The 1,411-nt window shown below is 54.4% G+C and carries 1 rRNA gene (running past one end of the window); it reads left to right on the forward strand.

Features of this window, described 5'->3' with window-relative positions:
• Positions 1 to 1,407 (forward strand): 23S ribosomal RNA (locus ACIQH5_RS22385); it begins 1,831 nt to the left of the window's first position.
• The last annotated feature ends 4 nt before the right edge of the window (positions 1,408 to 1,411 follow it).

Genomic DNA, 1,411 nt, shown 5'->3' on the forward strand with positions numbered 1-1,411 from the left:
AGCACGATCCTGAGATCTGATGGGACCCCCGTTTGGGGGGATCCGGTGATCCTATGCTGCCAAGAAAAGCATCGACGCGAGGTTTTAGCCGCCCGTACCCCAAACCGACACAGGTGATCAGGTAGAGAATACCAAGGCGATCGAGAGAATTATGGTTAAGGAACTCGGCAAAATGCCCCCGTAACTTCGGGAGAAGGGGGGCCTGCCCCGTGATGGAGACTTGCTCTCCGTGAGCGGGTGTGGGCCGCAGAGACCAGGGGGAAGCGACTGTTTACTAAAAACACAGGTCCGTGCGAAGTCGCAAGACGATGTATACGGACTGACTCCTGCCCGGTGCTGGAAGGTTAAGAGGACCGGTTAGCCACCTTGTGTGGCGAAGCTGAGAATTTAAGCCCCAGTAAACGGCGGTGGTAACTATAACCATCCTAAGGTAGCGAAATTCCTTGTCGGGTAAGTTCCGACCTGCACGAATGGAGTAACGACTTCCCCGCTGTCTCAACCATAAACTCGGCGAAATTGCAGTACGAGTAAAGATGCTCGTTACGCGCAGCAGGACGGAAAGACCCCGAGACCTTTACTATAGTTTGGTATTGGTGTTCGGAGTGGCTTGTGTAGGATAGGTGGGAGACGTTGAAACCCGGACGCCAGTTCGGGTGGAGTCATCGTTGAAATACCACTCTGGTCACTTTGGACATCTAACTTCGGCCCGTGATCCGGGTCAGGGACAGTGCCTGATGGGTAGTTTAACTGGGGCGGTTGCCTCCTAAAAAGTAACGGAGGCGCCCAAAGGTTCCCTCAGCCTGGTTGGCAATCAGGTGTCGAGTGTAAGTGCACAAGGGAGCTTGACTGTGAGAGAGACATCTCAAGCAGGGACGAAAGTCGGGACTAGTGATCCGGCGGTACATTGTGGAATGGCCGTCGCTCAACGGATAAAAGGTACCTCGGGGATAACAGGCTGATCTTGCCCAAGAGTCCATATCGACGGCATGGTTTGGCACCTCGATGTCGGCTCGTCGCATCCTGGGGCTGGAGTAGGTCCCAAGGGTTGGGCTGTTCGCCCATTAAAGCGGTACGCGAGCTGGGTTTAGAACGTCGTGAGACAGTTCGGTCCCTATCCGCTGCGCGCGCAGGAAATTTGAGAAGGGCTGTCCTTAGTACGAGAGGACCGGGACGGACGAACCTCTGGTGTGTCAGTTGTACTGCCAAGTGCATCGCTGATTAGCTACGTTCGGATGGGATAACCGCTGAAAGCATCTAAGCGGGAAGCTCGCTTCAAGATGAGATTTCCATACACATTATGTGTGAGAGGCCCCCAGCCAGACCACTGGGTTGATAGGCCGGATGTGGAAGCGAGGACTAAAGACTCGTGAAGCTGACCGGTACTAATAGGCCAACAACTTACACCACACAA

The organism is Paenarthrobacter sp. NPDC091711 (assembly GCF_044756605.1).
GTDB lineage: Bacteria > Actinomycetota > Actinomycetes > Actinomycetales > Micrococcaceae > Arthrobacter.